Source organism: Sphingobium sp. VMM (genome assembly GCF_056790315.1).
Genome location: NZ_JBXGSI010000001.1, coordinates 1 through 17,050 on the forward strand (window position 1 = coordinate 1; position 17,050 = coordinate 17,050).

The 17,050-nt window shown below is 63.7% G+C and carries 14 protein-coding genes; 6 read left to right on the plus strand and 8 right to left on the minus strand.

The genetic code is table 11. The features are described from left to right. Positions 1 to 140: 140 nt before the first annotated feature. Positions 141 to 863 (minus strand): arylesterase, encoded by a 723-nt coding sequence (locus ACUCV3_RS00005; protein ID WP_048939620.1) that lies wholly within the window; start codon positions 861 to 863, stop codon positions 141 to 143. On the opposite strand from ACUCV3_RS00005, the gene ACUCV3_RS00010 reads away from it, so the two are divergent. Together ACUCV3_RS00010 and ACUCV3_RS00015 are read left to right on the plus strand one after the other, a co-directional pair. Beyond that, the gene (locus ACUCV3_RS00010) at positions 862 to 1,551 is read left to right on the plus strand and encodes an ABC transporter ATP-binding protein (RefSeq protein ID WP_279730782.1); all 690 of its coding nucleotides are present in this window, start codon (positions 862 to 864) and stop codon (positions 1,549 to 1,551) included. The genes ACUCV3_RS00005 and ACUCV3_RS00010 overlap by 2 nt on opposite strands. Then, positions 1,548 to 4,064, plus strand: a complete 2,517-nt coding sequence (locus ACUCV3_RS00015; RefSeq protein WP_279730780.1) for an ABC transporter permease — start codon at positions 1,548 to 1,550, stop codon at positions 4,062 to 4,064. Before ACUCV3_RS00010 ends, ACUCV3_RS00015 begins: the two co-directional genes overlap by 4 nt. Positions 4,065 to 4,078: 14 nt before the next feature. On the opposite strand, the gene ACUCV3_RS00020 is transcribed toward ACUCV3_RS00015, so the two are convergent. After that, complete coding sequence (locus ACUCV3_RS00020) at positions 4,079 to 5,128, minus strand: SphA family protein (RefSeq protein WP_279730779.1); 1,050 nt, start codon at positions 5,126 to 5,128, stop codon at positions 4,079 to 4,081. A 301-nt stretch (positions 5,129 to 5,429) separates the two neighbouring features. Between ACUCV3_RS00020 and ACUCV3_RS00025 the strand changes: the two genes are divergently transcribed. Next, positions 5,430 to 6,080 (plus strand): response regulator, encoded by a 651-nt coding sequence (locus tag ACUCV3_RS00025; RefSeq protein WP_004207433.1) that lies wholly within the window; start codon positions 5,430 to 5,432, stop codon positions 6,078 to 6,080. Between the two features lie 42 nt (positions 6,081 to 6,122). Here the strand turns inward: ACUCV3_RS00025 and ACUCV3_RS00030 are convergent, their stop codons facing one another. Further along, positions 6,123 to 7,280 (minus strand): sensor histidine kinase, encoded by a 1,158-nt coding sequence (locus tag ACUCV3_RS00030; RefSeq protein ID WP_185705053.1) that lies wholly within the window; start codon positions 7,278 to 7,280, stop codon positions 6,123 to 6,125. A 661-nt stretch (positions 7,281 to 7,941) separates the two neighbouring features. Between ACUCV3_RS00030 and ACUCV3_RS00035 the strand changes: the two genes are divergently transcribed. After that, positions 7,942 to 8,769 carry an outer membrane beta-barrel protein gene (locus ACUCV3_RS00035; protein ID WP_185705051.1) on the plus strand — a complete coding sequence of 276 codons (828 nt, stop codon included), beginning with the start codon at positions 7,942 to 7,944 and terminating at the stop codon, positions 8,767 to 8,769. Positions 8,770 to 8,815: 46 nt separating this feature from the next. On the opposite strand, the gene ACUCV3_RS00040 is transcribed toward ACUCV3_RS00035, so the two are convergent. Further along, positions 8,816 to 9,730, minus strand: coding sequence for a formylglycine-generating enzyme family protein (locus tag ACUCV3_RS00040; protein WP_185707841.1), 915 nt, complete (start codon positions 9,728 to 9,730; stop codon positions 8,816 to 8,818). Between the two features lie 83 nt (positions 9,731 to 9,813). Further along, entirely contained in the window at positions 9,814 to 10,191 is a 378-nt protein-coding gene (locus ACUCV3_RS00045; RefSeq protein WP_004207429.1) for a YidH family protein, read from the minus strand. 555 nt (positions 10,192 to 10,746) lie between these two features. Between ACUCV3_RS00045 and ACUCV3_RS00050 the strand changes: the two genes are divergently transcribed. Both ACUCV3_RS00050 and ACUCV3_RS00055 read left to right on the plus strand, forming a co-directional pair. Then, entirely contained in the window at positions 10,747 to 11,508 is a 762-nt protein-coding gene (locus tag ACUCV3_RS00050) for a DUF2092 domain-containing protein (RefSeq protein WP_185705049.1), read from the plus strand. Then, positions 11,505 to 12,122 carry a hypothetical protein gene (locus ACUCV3_RS00055; protein WP_482240278.1) on the plus strand — a complete coding sequence of 206 codons (618 nt, stop codon included), beginning with the start codon at positions 11,505 to 11,507 and terminating at the stop codon, positions 12,120 to 12,122. Before ACUCV3_RS00050 ends, ACUCV3_RS00055 begins: the two co-directional genes overlap by 4 nt. 100 nt (positions 12,123 to 12,222) lie before the next feature. On the opposite strand, the gene ACUCV3_RS00060 is transcribed toward ACUCV3_RS00055, so the two are convergent. The 3 genes from ACUCV3_RS00060 to ACUCV3_RS00070 all read right to left on the minus strand — a co-directional run bounded on the left by ACUCV3_RS00060 (position 12,223) and on the right by ACUCV3_RS00070 (position 17,050). Continuing rightward, positions 12,223 to 15,021, minus strand: coding sequence for a TonB-dependent receptor (locus tag ACUCV3_RS00060; protein WP_125985837.1), 2,799 nt, complete (start codon positions 15,019 to 15,021; stop codon positions 12,223 to 12,225). 317 nt (positions 15,022 to 15,338) lie between these two features. After that, on the minus strand, positions 15,339 to 16,079 hold the full coding sequence (locus ACUCV3_RS00065) for a winged helix-turn-helix domain-containing protein (protein WP_026109479.1): 741 nt from the start codon (positions 16,077 to 16,079) through the stop codon (positions 15,339 to 15,341). Further along, positions 16,031 to 17,050 carry a sulfotransferase gene (locus ACUCV3_RS00070; protein ID WP_482240279.1) on the minus strand — a complete coding sequence of 340 codons (1,020 nt, stop codon included), beginning with the start codon at positions 17,048 to 17,050 and terminating at the stop codon, positions 16,031 to 16,033. Before ACUCV3_RS00070 ends, ACUCV3_RS00065 begins: the two co-directional genes overlap by 49 nt.

Consider the following 17,050-nt stretch of genomic DNA (forward strand, 5'->3'; position numbering starts at 1 on the left):
TGGCTGGCCGTGTAATAGATCCGACGACGCTGCTTCATCGCGACACTCCATCTTCCTCAAAAGATTAAAGTGTTGCCGCCACCCGTTGAACCCACCGCCGATTTCAACCATTTGACGAGCGCCCGATTTGCCCACGCCGTCTACTCCCCCAATTGCCTGGCTACCAATGGTGCGACCTTGGTGGTGATGCGTTGGACACCTTGCGGATTGGGGTGGATGCCGTCGGGCAGCAGCAGGCTCCGCTGGCCAATCACGCCGTCGAGGAAGAAGGGGTAGAGCGGTACGCCATGCTTCTTCGCCAGGTCCGGGTAGATCGGGTTGAAGGCGGCGGCATAGTCCGGTCCCATATTGGGCGAGGCCATCATGCCAGTCAGCATTGCCGGAATGCCGCGCTTGGCAAGTTCGGTTAGGATGGCGTCGATATTGGTCCGGGTCGCCTGCGGGCTGAGGCCGCGCAGCATGTCGTTGCCGCCCAGGCCCACGAGGACCAGGTCTGGCTTGCGCGGCAGGCCGTCGAGACCGAAAGCGAGGCGGGCGAGGCCGTCGGCGCTGGTGTCGCCTGACACGCCGGCATTGACGACATGGGCCTTGACCCCCTGTTTTGACAGGGCTTGTTCAAGGATGGGTGCAAAGCCCTGATCCTGCTGAAGATTATAGCCGGCATAGAGGCTGTCGCCGAACACGACGACCAGCTTGTCATCAGCGATTGGCTGTGTCGCCTTCGCTGTCATGTTCGCTGCATTATTGTCTGCGGGGGCAAGTGCCTGCTCCTTCGTTGGGGAACAGGCGGCGAGCAGTTGGACAAGCAGCAGCGAGAACCCATATAGCCGGAAACCGTTCGCCAAGGAGCCTTCCTTCTTCATGCATGCGACCATCGATGCCCCCCATATCGCGATCCAGGCGCGCAATGTCACCCTCTCGCTCGGCAACACGCAGATATTGAAGGGCATCGACCTGGATATTCGTCGCGGCGAGAGCCTGGCGATCTTGGGCGCGTCGGGATCGGGCAAGTCATCGCTGATGGCGATCCTGTCGGGGCTGGAGCAGGCGAGCGGCGGCACGGTCAGCGTCGCAGGCGTCAATTATCGCTCGCTCGACGAGGATGGGCTGGCGCGGGCGCGGCGCGGGCGGATCGGCATCATCCTGCAATCCTTCCATCTGTTGCCGACGATGACGGCACTGGAAAATGTCGCCGTGCCGCTGGAACTGGCGGGTCTGGCCGATCCGTTCGAGCGGGCGGCGCGGGAATTGACGGCGGTGGGCTTGAGCCATCGCCTGTCCCATTATCCCGCCCAGCTATCGGGCGGCGAGCAGCAGCGCGTGGCGATCGCGCGGGCCATGGCGCCCGATCCGGCGATATTGTTCGCCGATGAACCCACCGGCAATCTGGACCAGTCGACCGGCATGGCGATCATCGACCTGCTGTTCGCCCGGCAGCAGGCGAGCGGCGCGACCCTGCTGATCATCACCCATGATCCGGCGTTGGCGGCGCGGTGCGACCGAACCGTCGAGATGCGGGACGGCCAACTGGGCGGCGAGGTCGCCGCGTGACGACATTGGGGTGGGGGGCAAGCTGGCGGATCGCGCGGCGCGACCTGCATGCCGGGTTCCGCGGCTTGCGGCTGCTGTTTGTCTGCCTGTTCCTGGGCGTGATGACGCTGGCGGCGATCGGCAGCCTGACCAGCGCGATCACCGGCGAGATTTCGGCGCGGGGACAGATGATCCTGGGCGGCGATGTCGAGATCGCCATGACCCAGCGGGTGATGGACGCGCGCGACCAGCAGGCGATCGCGCGGTTGGGCCGGATGAGCGAGACGGTGCGGCTGCGCGCCATGGTCCACAAGGGCGGGGCGCGCGGGGCGGCGCCGCTGCTGACCGAGCTGAAGGGCGTGGACGATGCCTATCCGCTCTATGGCACGCTGGCGTTGCAGCATGGGCGCTATGCGCCGCTGGCCGCCGACCGCATCCTGATCAGCCCGGCCCTGGCCGAGCGGATGGCGATCGGCGTCGGTGACGCGCTGCGCTATGGCACTGCCGATTTCACCGTCGCCGCCATCATCGCCGACGAGCCGGACCGGGTGGGCGAGGGCTTTACCCTGGGGCCGGTGGCGATCGTGTCGATGGACGGGCTGGACCGCACCGGGCTGATCCAGCCGGGCAGCCTCTACCGCGCCAAATATCGGCTCCGCCTGCCCGTCGGGGCGGATGCGCAGGCGCTGCGCGAGCGGCTGGAGAAGCGCTATGTCGAGCAGGGCTGGGAGTATAAGGACCGCGAGCGGGCGGCACCGGGCACCAATCGCTTTATCGAGAATATGGGCCAGTTCCTGTCGCTGATCGGCCTGGCTGCGCTGGTGATCGCCGGCATCGGCGTCAGCAATGGCGTCGCGTCCTATCTGGCGATCAAGCGCGGCGCGCTGGCGACCTTCAAGGTGCTGGGGGCGACATCGGCCGATATCCAGCGCATCTATCTGCTGCAGATCGGGGTGGTTGCGGGGTTGGCCATATTGGCCGGGCTGGTGGCGGGCGCGCTGTCGCCGCCCTTGCTGGTCTGGGCGGCGGGCGACATGCTGCCGGTGGCGCCGGGCTTCCATCTCTATCCGTTGCCGCTGGTGACGAGCGCCGCCTATGGCCTGCTGATCGCGCTGATCTTCACCCTGCCGCCGCTCGCTCGTGCGCGGACCGAGCCGGTGGCGGCGATCCTGCGCACCCTGGTCGACGGGCGGCGGCGGATCGACCGGCACACGCTGGCGCTGGTTGGCGGTGCGATCGCGCTGCTGGTCGCGGTCGTGCTGCTGACGGCGCGCACGCCGATGTTCGCTGCGGCCATGCTGGGCGCCATTACGGCGACCCTGTTGCTGCTGCTGGCGATGGGGCAGGGGATAAAGTGGCTGGCGCGGCGCATGCCCCATGCGCGGCGGCCGCTGCTGCGGCTGGCGCTCGCCAACCTGCATCGGCCCGGCGCGCAGACGGCGGCGTTGACGGTGGCATTGGGGCTGGCGCTGACCCTGTTCGTCACGCTGGCTGCGATCCAGACCAGCATCCGGGCGGAGATCGGCCGGACCGTGCCGAAACAGGCGCCCAACCTGTTCATACTCGACATGCCGGCCGGGGCGGAGGCGCAGTTTCGCGCCTTGATGGCCAAGCGCGTCCCGGCGGCGAAGCTGAATGTCGTGCCGATCCTGCGTGGCACGGTGACCGGCTATTCGGGCAAGCGCGTCGCCGACCTGAAGGAAAAGCCGGAAGGGGCATGGATCCTGCGCGGCGAGCGCGGCGTCACCTATAGCCCGACCCTGCCGGAGGGGAGCGAGATCGTGGAGGGACGCTGGTGGCCGCGCGACTATGTCGGGCCGCCGCTGGTGTCGCTGGACGCCGACCAGGCCAAGGCGCTGGACATCTGGGTCGGCGATCGCATCACCGTGTCGATCCTGGGCCGCGAGATCGAGGCGCAGGTCGCGTCGCTGCGCAAGATCAACTGGGACACGATGGGCTTCAACTATGTGATGGTTTTCTCGCCCAGCACGCTGGCGTCGGCGCCGCACAGCCTGACCGCGACGATCAGCCTGCCCGACAAGCGCCAGGAGCAGGCGGTGACGAGCGCGCTGCTGGCGACCTTCCCCGGCGCGTCGGTGATCGAGGTGGGGCAGGTGATCAGCCAGGTGTCCGGCCTGCTCGACCAGATGTCGGGCGCGATTTTGGCGGCGGCATCGGTAACGGTGCTGGCGGGGGTCGCGGTGCTGATCGGCGCGATCGCGGCCGGGCGGCAGAGCCGCAGCTATGACAGTGTCGTGCTGAAACTGCTGGGCGCGACGCGTGGCCAGATATTGGGGGCGCAGGCGCTGGAATATGGCGTGCTGGCCGGGCTGCTGGCGCTGGTCGCGCTGCTGCTGGGCGGGGCGGCCGCCTGGTATGTGGTGGTCCAGCTCTTCAGCTTTGGCTGGGCGCCGGACTGGGGCGTGGTCCTGGCGACGCTGGCGGGCGGGGCGGTGCTGACGCTGGGGATCGGCCTCGCCGGATCGATCCCGCTGATGTCGGTGCGGCCCGCGCGCGCGCTGCGGCAACTATAGAGGGGATGCCCAGGCTATTGCTTGGGCATCTTCATGTAGAGCGGCAGGCTGAGGCTGAGGAAGAAGGCCTCGCCCTTCAGCCGGTTGGTGGCGTCGAGTTCCTTGAAGGCGCGCAGGCGGAAGGTCGCGGGCGAGCGGCCCATGGTGACATTGAGCGCGGCCGTGCCGCCGACGCCGACCACCTCACCCCGGAAGGCACCGAGCAGGGCGCCGCTGCTCTTGTCGTCGCTGATCTGCTTCAGCCAATAGCCCTGGGCACCGAGGGAGAATTTCTTCGACAGCGCCTTTTCCACCGATCCTTCGAGATGGAATTCATTGCCGCTGTCATATTCCGTATAGTCATTCTTGCCATTGAAGGTGACGCCGGCCTTGCCGGTCAGATCCCAGCCGCTCTCATCATCATGCAGGCTGAGCGCGAGCGATGTGTCGACCGCCCAGCGATGCAGCGCCAGATTGGCCAGTTGGTCCTCGCGATAATGGCCGACCGGGATGTTGACCATGCTACTCGCCTGGATGTGAAGCTTGCCCGCCTTCCAGCCGAGCATGGTGTTGAACACCGGATCGCCGACCACCAGCGCGGAATCATGGACGTTGAGGCTGCGCAGATTGCCGAACGGGCCGGTGACGACGGCATTGGCATCAATCATCGGCGCACCGACCGGCACGGTCACGCCCATGGACAGGGTGCCGCCCAGGAAATTGGTGGAGGGAACGACCAGCGTCGTCAGGAAATCGGCGACGATCGTTGCATCGAGGCCGGCGACGACATTGCCGCCGACGACGAATTCCTTGCTTGCGCTCGCGCTGCCATTGTAGATGTAGATGGTGTCGTCGAAATAGACGCCCTCCAGCGGCGGCATCACGGCGGTCGCGGGGCCGCCGGTGCCGGGAACATAGAGGCTGGCCGCGCCCTCGACGGCCTGGGCCGGGGTGCTGATCGCACCCGCCAGCGGCAGGATAGCGCCCAGCAGGCAGGTCTTTACGTTGCGCATCATCTGTCCCCATTTTCCCTGAAGGCCATGAAGCCCGGTGCCATCATCCATCGGCGCGGCGGGTGGGGCCATCGGGATAATCCCCGACCCGGTTGGGGGACGCTCGCATCGCAGAAAACCCTGTGATCGATGCTAAGATCAGGAAAATGCACGATAACCATGCTTTCCTCTCGCCAAATATGGCGGGGCATGGCAGATTTTCAGCTGCCAGGCCCCGCGTAGACCATGACGGAAAGGCGGATATTGGCGGCTTTGCGCGCTGTCGGGGCAATATCGGCTAATGCGGGGGAAAACCCCCATTGTTTCAGGCGGGCGGGCCGCAAAGATAGGCGGGCTCATCATGGGCGCCATCGGGAGTGGACAGGGGTAAGGGATGAGCAAGCCATTGACGCGGATATTGATTGCCGACGATCATCAGGCCTTGCGCCAGGGGGTTCGGACTTTCCTCGAAACCCAGGATCGCTGGCAGATCGTCGCCGAGGCATCGGACGGGCATGACGCGCTGAAGGCGGCGCGCGATACCCAGCCGGACATCGCGATCCTGGATTATTCGCTGCCGCTGATGAACGGGCTGGAACTGACCCGCGCGCTCAAGCAGGAATTCCCGCGGATCGAAATATTGATCTACACCATGCATGATCGGGAGGATCTGCTGGTCGAGGTGCTGCGTGCGGGCGCGCGCGGCTATGTGCTCAAATCCGACAGCGGGCAGCATCTGCAGTCGGCGGTCGAGGCGCTGTCGCTGCGCAAGCCCTATTTCTCGGCGGCGATCTCGGAAACCCTGCTCGACCATTATGTGAAGAGCAGCGTGGCCGGCAGCAATGTCGCGACGCTGACCCCGCGCGAACGCGAGATCGTTCAACTGATCGCGGAGGGCAAGATCAATAAGCAGATCGCCCATCTGCTCGATATCAGCGTGAAGACGGTCGAAACCCACCGCGCGGCGGCGATGCACAAGCTGAAGCTGGGAACGACGGCGGAACTGGTGCGCTACGCGGTGCGCAACAATATCGTCGAACCCTGATCGGCGGGGGAACGGCGGGCGGGCCTGATCCTGCGCCGCCGATCAGTCGGTCTGGCGGCGGCGCGGTATGGTCGCGGTGACGAGCGTGCCGGCGCCGGTGCGGCGGACCTCCAACTGGCCGGCGAGCGCCGTGACGCGCTCCCGCATGCCCGACAGGCCGACGCCGACGATGTCGCGGCCCTGGCCGTTGAGGATATGTTCGGGCACGCCCCGGCCATCATCCTCTATTTCCAGGGTGAAGCTGGTCTGGGTCCGTCGCAGGCGGACGACGGCGTGGCGGGCATCGGCATGTTTGTAGACATTGGCCAGTGCTTCCTGCGCGACGCGATAGAAGGCGATCTCCATGTCCGGGTCGCGCTTGATCGGTCCCGAAAGGCAGCGAAATTCGACCTGGAGCCCGGACCGGCGGGCGAAGCCGCGGGTGAAATGGGCGAGGGCCGCCTCGATACCATCCTCCGCCAGTTCGGGCGGATGGAGCAGATAGCTGAGCGTGCGCACCTGATCCTGGATCGCCTTGAGCGAGATTTCCATGGCCTGATAGGCGTCGTTGGCCTGGGGGCTCATGTCGCTGTTGCGCAGCGTCATGAGGTTAAACTGCATCAGGGCCAGTTGCTGGGCCGTTTCGTCATGCAGTTCGCGGGCGATCCGCTTGCGCTCCTCTTCCTCCGCCTGCAGCATCGAGAGGTGGTAGCGACGGGGATTGGCGGTTTCGCTTTCCGGATCTTCATCGTCGAGATGGCTGAGGATGAACAGATCCTCGGCGCCCGGCAGGCGTTCGCCATGGACGACCATGCGGATGTCCTGCCCGGCGAGCGGGAAGCTGAGGGTCTGGCTGAAGGGCGTGTTGTGCTGACAGAGGGCGGCGACATGCTCGCTCACGCTGCGGGCATCCTGCGGCGGCGCGGCGAAACGCGCCTTGACGGCATAGTAGCTCTGGCCTGCCACGAGATGCAGGTCGAGGCCAACGGCGCGGAGATAGGGCTGGCAGGCGCCATTGATGGCCACGATGCAGGCATCGCGATCCACCACCACGATCTTGACCGGAATGCTGTTGATCAGGCGCTGCAGCTCTGCACGGGATGTTGTATGGGACGGACTCGGCGGAACCAGATAGATCGGCACGGGAACTGTGGCACTGCCACGTTCGTCACCGAAAAACTCCGGATAATAGGGTGCCCCCGCTTGATGTAGTTCGAGCATGACGTCTCCCTCACCAGCTAAAAATGCCCTGTATCATTCGACCGGGGCGAAAGTCCCGGCGCGTAAAGATTATCTGCGCGGCAAATGCCGCGTGAAAATGGACTAACTAACGAGCGACCCTGTTATCGGTAAGTATACCGGTGGTGATTCTATGTAGCAATGGTCAAGCCTGTGTAAAAAGCAGAGTTTTTCTCGGCCTTTCGATGCTTTCTGCATTGATGAATGTTTGGCGGGTTGCTGCTACGAAACCTATGTGAAATGGGCGTTTAACAGCGTTAATGGACCAAAGTATGACATTGTATACTTTGAAGAAATGTGGGTTTTATGTATAATTTTAGGTATAAGGAAATATACCTAGCGTGGCGCGCCGAAGTCGGGCGGCGGCCTGCTCGCCGCTCCTGAGTCGCGCATGCCGGATGGATGGTTGAAAGGCCCGATCTGATAACCGGGTATTTACCCGGAGAGGGGGGATCGGCCTGCACGACATTTTCCGGCCGCTTTACAGGCCAATGGTGATGACGGCATCGGGTTTACCCCGGCAACATTCTCCGCGCTCCTAGGCAATGACCCCGATGCCCAAGCTCTACGCAAGGGCGCACAAGGGGGCAGGCGGCATGGTCACCGTATCTAATGAGCGGCCGCCGGCCGAAGGGAGGACGAAATGGCGCGTCACAGCATTAGGCTTGGCGGCATTTGTGTCGTGATGATGGGCACGGTCACAGCGCCTGCGCATGCGCAATCGATCGACGACAAATATTGGGTCGAGGTGGGGGCCTATTGGCCATTGGTCAGTTCCCATGTCCGGGTCGCGCCAGCCTCCAACCCGGATGGCGGCACGAATATCGACCTGGAATCCGACCTTGATCTCGACAAGCACAAGGCACTGCCGCAGATCGCGGCGGGGATAAGATTGGGCGGCAACTGGTCGGTGATGGGCGAATATTATTCGCTGAGCCGCAACGGCTCCAAGACGGTAGCGCGCGATATTGTCTTTGACGATGTCACCTATCCGGCCGGTGTCCGGGTGGAAAGCGGCTTCGATAGCGACGTCTACCGACTGACCTTCGGCTATGCGTTCGTGAGCACGCCCGATACCCGCGTCGGCGCGGCGCTGGGGCTGCATGCGACCGATTTCACCCTGACGCTCAAGGGGGATGCCCGATTGGGGGAAACGCAGGTGAGTGGGACGCAGCGCCGCCGCAAGGCGCTGGCGCCGCTGCCGACGGTGGGGCTGTTCGCGACGCAGCGGATCGCCAATGACCTGACGCTGAGCGCAAGGGCGGATTATCTGTCGCTCAAGGTCGACGATTATAAGGGCCGGCTGCTCAATGCCGAAGCCGCCATGACCTGGCGCTTTGCCAGGAATGTCGGGATCGGCGCGATGTGGCGCTACGTCAATTATCGGGTCGATGTCGACAAGGATAATTGGGCCGGGCGGATCAAATACCGGTTCAGCGGGCCGGCGGTCTTCATGCAGGTCGGTTTCTAGGAATAACAGGGCGTCGCGCGGATCGGCGCGACGCCCTTTTTGCCTGTCAGGCGGCGCGGATCACGCAGCGAAAGCCGATATGGCTGGTCGAGGAGTCGATCGCCTGGGCATGGCGCGCGGCTGGACGATAGCGCCGGCAATAACTGGGCGCGCAGAGGTGCGAGCCCCCTTTAAGGACACGGCGCGGGATGAGGATGTGCGGCTGCTGCGGGTCATAGCTGGCTTCGCGCGCCTGGTTGAGCGGGTTGCGCGGCGCGCAGCAGGGGCGCGAGGGATCGGCCTGGTGCCGGGCGGCGTAGAAATCCTCGGTCCATTCCCAGACATTGCCGATCATGTCGGACAGGCCATAGCCATTGGCGGGGAAGCTGCCGACCGGCGAGGTGCGTTCATAGCCGTCGATCAGCAGATTTTCGGATGGGAAATTGCCCTGCCAGAAATTCGCCATCGCCTTGCCATCGGGCAGCAGTTCCTCGCCCCAGGCAAATTCCTGGCCATCGAAGCCGCCGCGCGCGGCAAATTCCCATTCCGCTTCCGTGGGCAACGCCTTGCCGGCCCAGGCGGCATAGGCGGTGGCGTCGTCATAGGTGACATGGACCACCGGATGGTCGTCGAGGTCATCGATCGAGGAGTCCGGGCCGAGCGGGTGGCGCCAGTCGGCGTCGAAGACATAGCGCCACCATTGGCTCCAGTCATGCAGCGGTACCGGGCGTTCGGTCGGCGTGAAGACCAAGGAGGCGGGGCGCAGCATGTCCGGTTGGGCGCCGGGATAATCGTCCGGATTGGGGGCGATCTCCGCCGTCGTGCGATGGCCGGTCGCCTCGACGAAGCGGCGGAAGTCGCGATTGGTGACGGGGGTGGCATCGATCCAGAAGGCGTCGACCTCGACCGGATGGGCCGGCGCTTCCTCGGGATAATGATGGTCCGACCCCATGATGAAGCGGCCGCCGGGAATATGGATCATGTTGTCCGGCGCAGTGGCCGCAGGGGCGAGGGGGGATGGCACGGTCAACCGATACTCCTTGTCTGTCGATCCTGTTGATGCGCCTATACGGCGCGCGTCGCAATGGCCGCGAACAGGGCGATGCCGGCCACGCACATGATCAGCGCCATGACCAGCACTGGTCGGCCCAGATGAAACTGGTTGGTCTGCTTGAGGTCGGACAGCGTCATCCAGTAACCCCATGTGCCAAGCAGGATGGCCAGCGTGCCCATGCCGGCGAGGAACAGGCCGATATGCTGCGGGCTCTGGGAATCGCCATGGCCCGTCTTCTCCGTCGCGGCGTCGAGAAATTTGTAGATGGTGAAGCCGAAGCTGAGCATCGAGAGCGAGGTGCGAATCCAGGCCATCAAGGTGCGATCCGCGGCCATGACGGTGCGTTTTGCACCCAGATCGGCTGGCAGATTGGGAATGTCTTCCGTCATGATCGCCGCTCCATCAGCGAGAAATCTTGCGGTGATCCTAGGCGTGCCGTCGGGGATTGGCGATCATGATAAACCCTGGGACGGCACGGTAACGATCTGTTGCCGGTGCGCGGGCGCAAAGGGGCGCGGAGCGTTGGATAGCAGCATGTTATGGTCGCGCCGAATGACGGGCATCGGCGCAAAAGGCCGATCAGGGCAAATCCCGACTTGGCCGGCCCCGGCGGCGCTCTAGCTTGATAGCGACAGGACAAGGCCGGGACGGTGCGCAAATGACCACCCGGCAGCAGGGATCGGCCGGGACTACCGGCCCATGAAATGACTGCCACCCATCCCCCTGGGTGTGGTCATGCATCAGGCGGGAAGAAGGACTGCACTTTCCGCCTGATGCTCCGTCAGCCTCAGGCCCTGCTCGGAAAGAAATGCGGCCAAATCGGCAATTATCCCGATGGGCCGCGTCGTGGGAACGGCGATAGTCGGCCGCAGCAAGGGAGATGACGTCCGATGGCTGCATCGCGCATCTCGCCGCGCGTCCGATCCGGGCAGAAGGAGCTTGTGATGAGGTCTAGGATAAAATGTCTCTGTGTGCCGCTGACGCTGCTGGCCGCATCCACTGCCCATGCGCAGACTGCCGCACCGGCGGCGGGCGTGGTCGAGCCGGCGGCAATGGACGCGATGGACAAGATGAGCGCCAAGCTGATCGCGCTGCCCGGATTCGCGCTGAAGGCCGATGTCACGACCGAAGTGGTGCTGGATACCGGCCAGAAACTGCAATTCACCGGTGCGCTGGACATTCAGGTCCACAAGCCCGACGCGTTCAAGATCGTCGCCACATCCGACATTCAGAACCGCGAATATTATTTTGGCGGCGGCAAGTTCACGGTGCTGGCGCCGCGCCTGAACTATTATGCCAGCGTGCCGGTGACCGGTTCGATCGGCCAGTCGCTCGACAGCCTGCGCACCACCTATGGTGTCGAACTGCCGCTGGCCGACCTGTTCACCTGGGGCACGGACCAGATGCTGCGCAGCCGCATAAAGTCGGGCTATGTCATCCGCCCCGAGACGATCGATGGCCGTACCTGCACCCATTATGCCTTCCGCCAGGAAAAGGTCGACTGGCAGATATGGATCGAGGACAGCAGCCAGTTGCCCTGCAAGATGGTGATCACCGACACGAATGATCCGTCGATGCCGCAATATAGCGCGCTGATGCGCTGGGACGGCAGCGCGCGACCGTCGGCGGCTGACCTCGCCTTCACCGCGCCGGCCGGCGCCAATCCGATCCGCATGGTGGACCTGAGCAAGGGAGAGGCGAAATGAGCATGGAGGCAAAACGCGGCCTGGCCATCATCGCATCGCTTGCCCTGATGGCCGAACCGGTCGTCATCGGTCGGGTCATGTTGTCATCGGCGGCGCTGGTGCTGGGCATGACCGCTTCGACGGCAGAGGCGGCGCCGCCCCGGAACCGTGGCAATCGCGGTGGCGGCGGGCGCGCACGACCGGCGCGGCCCTCGGGTGGCGGCCATGCGGCGCGGCCGGGCAATTCCCATCCCGGCGGGCGGCCGGGCGTGCGCGGCGGATCGATCAACAATGTCAATCACAACCGGCATCACAACACGGTCAATAATGTCCATGTGAATGTTGATCATGGCGGTGGGCATCATGGGGGCGGTCCGGACCGCTACGACCATTATGATCATCATCGCCATGACCGGTGGGATGATGATTGGGACGATCACTGGCATCCGGTGGCGACCGCGGCCGCGGTGACGCTGACGGCGGCGGCGATCGGCTCGATCGTGCGCAGCATTCCGCCGGATTGTTCGACCGTGGTGGTCAACGGCATCAGCTATTCGCGGTGCGGCAACAGCTGGTATCAGCCGCAATATGTCGGATCGTCGGTGCAATATGTGGTGGTCAATCCGCCGCGCTGATGCGCCGGTCGATCAAAGGAAAAAGCGGCCGTCCGAAAGGGTGGCCGCTTTTTTGTGGTGCAGGTGCCGGACAGGCGAGGAGGCCCGTCCGGCAATATGATCAGAACTTGACCGAGGCGTTCACGAAGAAGGCGCGGCCGTATACGTCGTAGGTCGACGGATAGGTGTTCGACTGCTGCTGGTTGTCGCCCATGATCGGCGGCTTCTTGTTGAACATGTTGTTCATGCCCAGCGACCAGCCGAAGGTTTCCGTCGCCTGCACCTGGAGGCCGAGGTCGAACAGGTTGTAGGCCTTGATCTTCTCGACGGTATAGGTGGTCGTATCGTCGTCGTCGCGGACGCTCGACAGATAGCGATGGGTCAGGCCCAGGGTGATCGGACCGCTGCTCCAGGTGATGCGATTGTTGAGCCGCAGCTTGGAATAAGGATCGCCGCAATAGACGCCGAAGCGGCCGGCGCAGCTCTGGTTCAGTTCCGGGATCGCCGCGACCGGGTTCAGGTCGTAACGGATCAGACGGGTGCCCGCGACGCGGAAGCTGAGCTTGCCGGTCTTGGCGCCGAACACGCCGAAGTTGAGCGGCAGGCTGTAGTTCATCTCGAAGTCCACGCCCTCGGTCTTGAGACCACCGGTGTTGGACAGGAGATTTTCCGCGCCCTCGATCGCATAGCTGTTCTCGTTGCGCGGCAGCAGCGAGCAATAGCTGCTGTCATAGGGCGTCCAGCCATTGGACTGATCGCCATAGCAGGCCTTGATGATGTTCGCGGTGCCCGGCGTCGAGATGTAATTGTCGATCTTGATATGGTAATAATCGACCGTCAGGCTGAAGCGCGGCAGGAAGCTGGGCTGGAGCACGACGCCCGCGGTCCAGGTGTCCGACTTTTCCTCACGCAGGTTCGGGTTGCCGCCGGTGATCGAGTCGATCTGTGAGCTGCCACCGTTGATGTCGGTGCCGAGCGCGCTCGACGGAACGCCGGTCGCGACGCAGCTGGCCGCCAGGCTGGCATTGGTGGTCGCGTCCTCGGTCGAGCAGGGATCGTTCGCGGTCGGGAAGTCCTGCGACTGGCCCGAATAGAGATCCGCGACGGTCGGCGCACGCACCGCCCGGCTATATTGGCCGCGGAAGGTGACGTCCTTGATCGGCGCATAGATGAGGCCGGCCGAGAAGGTGCCGACATTCTTGGCTGCGGTCGAGTAATGCGAGAAGCGATAGGCGCCGTTGAAGTCGAGCTTGTGGACCAGCGGCAGGTCGGCGAGCAGCGGCACGTCGATTTCGGCGAACAGCTCCTTCACATTATAGCCGCCCGACAGGCCTTCACCGGCGTTGAAGCCGACGACGTCGCCCGAGGACAGGGCATAGTCCGGATCATAGCTGCCATGTTCGGAGCGATATTCCGCACCGAAGGCGATACCGGCCGGGCCGGCGCCCAAGTCGAACAGATTGCCGTTGGTGACGGCGAAGCTGGCGACCTGTTCGGTCACGGTGCTGACATTCTTGACCGGGATCGAGATGAAGGCGGCGGCTTCGCTGCTGATATTGCCTTCGCCGAAGATGTTCAGCGGGACGCAGCCATTGCTGGTGTCCGAACAGACCAGATTGCCGTCGCTGTCATAGGTGGTCTTGAGCGCCTGCTCCACGCGGCTGCGCGATACGTTGCCGGTCTGGGTCTCGACCTGCTTGGTGCGCGAATAGCTGTAATAGCCGTCATAGTTCCAGTCGCCGGCAATCTGGCCCTTGGCACCGATCAGGGTGCGATAGGCGGTGTTGTCGACGTTGGAGATGCGGGCGCCGACCTCGTTGAGGCGGCGATAGATGGCGGCGGTGGCATAGCCATCGCCATCGGTGTCGGCTGCGGACAGCAGCGCCTGCGATTCCGGCGAAAGGAAGGAGGAGTCGACGTCGAGCGAGACCGAGCCGGTGAACGGCGTGGACGCGAGGCGGTTCTTCACCCGGTTGTTGATGAACTGACCCTCGGCATAGACGGTCAGGTGATCGTTGACGTCATAATGGGTCTGGGCGCTCAGCAGGATGCGCTTCTGGGGCACCTGCAGATAATTGTCCGGCGCATAGTTGTAGGCGTCGGTCGTCGCGTCATAGGCCGAATAGCTGCCGTCCTGATTGAACTTATACTGGGTGCCGGACAGGGCGAAGCGGGTGCCGGGGATCGAGCCCGAGCCGCCGGCGGCCAGGCCGCCATCGCCGTCATCGGTATAGGCCTGCTTGGTATAGCTGCGGGCCGACTGCTGCACGGCGTCGCGCTTTGTGTAATCGATATAGAAGGTGGCGTTGCCGCGACCGTCGGCGAAATTGCCGCCCATCAGCAGGTTGGTGTTGAAGGTGCCGCCGTCGCCTGCCTGGTTGATGCGATAATTGGCGTTTGCTTCCACGCCGGAAAAGTCGCGCTTGGTCACGAAGTTGATGACGCCGGCGATCGCGTCCGAACCATAGACGGCGGAACGGCCGCCCGACACGACTTCGACATGGTCGATCAGGCCCGCCGGAACGGTGTTGAGATCGACGATCTGGTTGGAGTCATAGGAGACGTAGCGACGCCCATCGACCAGCACCAGGGTGCGGTTGGCACCCAAGCCGCGCAGGTCGGCCGTCGACACGCCGCCGCCCGGATTATTGGATGCTGCCGTCGTGCTGGGGATCAGTTGGGGCAGGTCATTGATGATCGATTCGACGTTGACCTTGCCGCTGAGCTTCAATTCCTGCGCGCTGACGATCGCGATCGGCGATGCCTGCTGCAGGTCGGGGCGGGCGATGCGCGAACCGGTGACGACGATGGTGTCGCTGGTCGCGCCATCATCCGCCGCGCTGGTCTGCGCGAAGGCCGGGGTCGCCAGGCCGAGCAGGATGGTCGACGCCGAAAGGCGCCGCATGATGTGAGACGGCATGAAAATAATCTCCCTTGGGATATTCTATCCCGGTCCGCGCCCTGTTGGTTTTGTCCTTGGGGTGACGCGAGCCGATGGAGAGATTTGTATGCGTGCGACGAAGTGCGTCAACGCGATTTGCCGTGTTTCACAAAGGTTTAACAAAGCTGTTGCCAATAAAAAACAGATATGACGATAGATTTGATTATGTTGTGAAATGTTGCGTATGTTTCACGGAATTTCATAATTTATGAAATGTCGTAATTATATTTGATTTGTGACGAAAAAATCCCCGCATATTTTCATATACGGGGTAATGGATCTGATTTTTATTATGATTAGTTGGCGGCGTTGCCAGCCGTGACGGGGTGGACGAAGATATAGCCTTCGTTGCGCACGGTGCGGATCGTCTGTCCCTTGAGGCCGCCAGCCGACAATTTGCGACGCAGACGGCACAGCTGGACATCGATGGCGCGGTCATAATGGTCGCTCGACGCGCCATAGACCTGATCGAGCAACTGGTGGCGGTTGAGCACCTGGCGCGCATTGGCCACGAAGACGCGCAGCAACTGATATTCGCCCTCGGACAGCGAGATGGTGCCGCCGCTCGGATCGAACAACTGACGGGTGGTGAGATCGAAGCGCCAGCCCTGGAAGGCGACCCAGCTATTGTCGCGCGGTGCCGTAGCCATGGTGCCGGCATCGGCCTGGCGGCGACGGGCGCGCAGGGCCGCATTGGCGCGGGCGAGCAGTTCGCGGGCGTTGCAGGGCTTGGTCAGATAATCTTCCGCGCCCATTTCCAGGCCCAGGATGCGATCGATGTCGCTGCTGGCGCGGCTGTGGATGATGACCGGAATGCGCCGCTCGAACGCGAATTCGCGCAGCAGGCCGGCTGTATGCTGACCCGGCATCATCGGTTCGGCGATCAACAGGTCATAATGACCCTCTTCCGAAAGGCGGCGCATGTCGGCGAGATTGGCGGCGGTGTCGACGTCGAAGCCATAGCGGCCGAAATAGTCCGACAGCGACGTCAGCAGTGCTGCGTCATCGTCGGCAAGGAGGATGTGGCTGTTCTGCATGATCGAGCATAGGACGGCGCCGTTGCGGCCATCCCGTCGCGTGATTTCGCGTCGCGGCATGTCTGTTGTTCCAGTCGGTCGGCAATGGCAGCCTCGCCATGCCGGTAATAGTCGTTGAAATGGGCGATGGCGCCTTCGTCCAATATGTCGCGCATGCGCAGCGGGCGACCGAAGCGGCCCGAGGCATTGGCGCGGCGGAGCAGCTTGCGGCTGAACCCATACCAGCCGGGCAGATGGAGCAGGCAGTCCTTGTCCGCGACGGCGCGCCGGGTGAAGAGATTGGCTGCGCGAAAGGCCCAGAGCAGCAGCCGGCCGGGGGAGGGGTTGCGTGTGCCCCAGTCCAGCCGGTCGAGGGTGATATCCAGCCCGAAACGGGCGGCATAGGTGGCGGCGAAACCGCGTGGATCGGCGCGAAAATCCTCATAGCGGAAGACATGGACATTGTCCGCGCCGAACAGCCGGTCATAATGAGCGATCAGCCGGGCATAGTCGAAATGCTCGCGGCGGAAGCCGGGCGCCTCGTCCCGCTCCGGCGCCACCGGGCCGAGCCGGTCGCGGCCGAACAGATAACGATGGATGCCGAAAGTGCCGCCGCCCTTCACATATTGGAGATAGGCGGACGCGATGGCGGAGCAGGGATCGCGCACGAAGATGACGATCTGCGCGCTGGGCAGCGTATCGCGGATGCGGCCGGCGACATCCTTGGAAAGATTGCCGGCCAGCCCGCCATTATGCAGCCCGCCGCTCAGATTTTCCTCGCACAGGATGATGTCGTCGCGGTCCTGGCCCAGCTTGTGGCGGGCCTGGTCAGGCTCGAAATGGAGCGCGCCGGCCTCCAGAAAGGCGGCCCGCGCAACGGTGCGGGGCAGGTAGCGACGATTGCGGACGGCGGGATAGAAAATATCCTGGAACCAGGTGGTGCCGGTCTTGTGATAGCCGATATGGATGATGGGGCCCCTGTAGTTGCGCAT

What these genes read in the sequence shown, in the direction of transcription:
- ACUCV3_RS00010 (WP_279730782.1), top strand. Translation starts at nt 862, where the DNA reads ATGCATGCGACCATCGATGCCCCCCATATCGCGATCCAGGCGCGCAAT.
- ACUCV3_RS00005 (WP_048939620.1), bottom strand. Translation starts at nt 863, where the DNA reads ATGAAGAAGGAAGGCTCCTTGGCGAACGGTTTCCGGCTATATGGGTTC.
- ACUCV3_RS00020 (WP_279730779.1), bottom strand. Translation starts at nt 5,128, where the DNA reads ATGGCCCCACCCGCCGCGCCGATGGATGATGGCACCGGGCTTCATGGC.
- ACUCV3_RS00025 (WP_004207433.1), top strand. Translation starts at nt 5,430, where the DNA reads ATGAGCAAGCCATTGACGCGGATATTGATTGCCGACGATCATCAGGCC.
- ACUCV3_RS00030 (WP_185705053.1), bottom strand. Translation starts at nt 7,280, where the DNA reads ATGCTCGAACTACATCAAGCGGGGGCACCCTATTATCCGGAGTTTTTC.
- ACUCV3_RS00035 (WP_185705051.1), top strand. Translation starts at nt 7,942, where the DNA reads ATGGCGCGTCACAGCATTAGGCTTGGCGGCATTTGTGTCGTGATGATG.
- ACUCV3_RS00040 (WP_185707841.1), bottom strand. Translation starts at nt 9,730, where the DNA reads ATGATCCATATTCCCGGCGGCCGCTTCATCATGGGGTCGGACCATCAT.
- ACUCV3_RS00045 (WP_004207429.1), bottom strand. Translation starts at nt 10,191, where the DNA reads ATGACGGAAGACATTCCCAATCTGCCAGCCGATCTGGGTGCAAAACGC.
- ACUCV3_RS00050 (WP_185705049.1), top strand. Translation starts at nt 10,747, where the DNA reads ATGAGGTCTAGGATAAAATGTCTCTGTGTGCCGCTGACGCTGCTGGCC.
- ACUCV3_RS00055 (WP_482240278.1), top strand. Translation starts at nt 11,505, where the DNA reads ATGAGCATGGAGGCAAAACGCGGCCTGGCCATCATCGCATCGCTTGCC.
- ACUCV3_RS00060 (WP_125985837.1), bottom strand. Translation starts at nt 15,021, where the DNA reads ATGCCGTCTCACATCATGCGGCGCCTTTCGGCGTCGACCATCCTGCTC.
- ACUCV3_RS00065 (WP_026109479.1), bottom strand. Translation starts at nt 16,079, where the DNA reads ATGCAGAACAGCCACATCCTCCTTGCCGACGATGACGCAGCACTGCTG.
- ACUCV3_RS00070 (WP_482240279.1), bottom strand. Translation starts at nt 17,050, where the DNA reads ATGCGCAACTACAGGGGCCCCATCATCCATATCGGCTATCACAAGACC.